The 554-nt window shown below is 48.4% G+C and carries 1 protein-coding gene; it reads right to left on the bottom strand.

The window, feature by feature from the left end:
- On the bottom strand, window positions 1-554 hold a 554-nt coding region (trbL, locus tag L2748_RS24320), incomplete at both ends, for a P-type conjugative transfer protein TrbL (RefSeq protein WP_248957848.1).

The raw sequence follows: 554 nt of genomic DNA, 5'->3' as shown, positions 1-554 counted from the left end.
CCCGCGGCGGCACCTGCTGCAAGGGCGGCGACTGCTGCCGCTGCTTGCATGGCTCCCGCTACCGCGTTGCCCGTGGTTTGGTCTGTGCCACTGACAAGGCTTTGTGCCATTTGTGGCACTTCACGAATGAGGCCCCAGAGCACAATCATTGTCGGTAAAATGATGATGAGTTGTGTCCAGGTTAAATCGCTTTGTTTCATCCAAGTTTGGGTAATGTCTAGCGTTAATACGATGATGAGCTGCATGGTGAGGTATTTCACCCCAAGACCAATCATGAGTTTGAAGTAGTTAATGCCGTATTCACGACTCCACTCATGACCAAGAAAGCCGAGCATAACGACGCCCGCGTTGAGGAAAAAATAGTACTGAATGATAAGCACCATGAGTTGCAGCGTGATAAAGGCAAAAATGATAAGGATGCCAATACCAACTGCTGCATATGCGAGGCTATCAATAGGTTTGGTGACGCTGAGCTTTTCCAAAATTTGAGTCACCAGTGAAATGCCAATATCAAAAATAGAGCTTGGGGATATGGATTTGTATGTCGCGGCGTC

The sequence above is a fragment of the Shewanella sairae genome, from assembly GCF_023283535.1.
GTDB classification, from domain to species: Bacteria; Pseudomonadota; Gammaproteobacteria; order Enterobacterales; family Shewanellaceae; genus Shewanella; species Shewanella sairae.
This window is presented reverse-complemented; position numbering and strand designations above follow the sequence as displayed.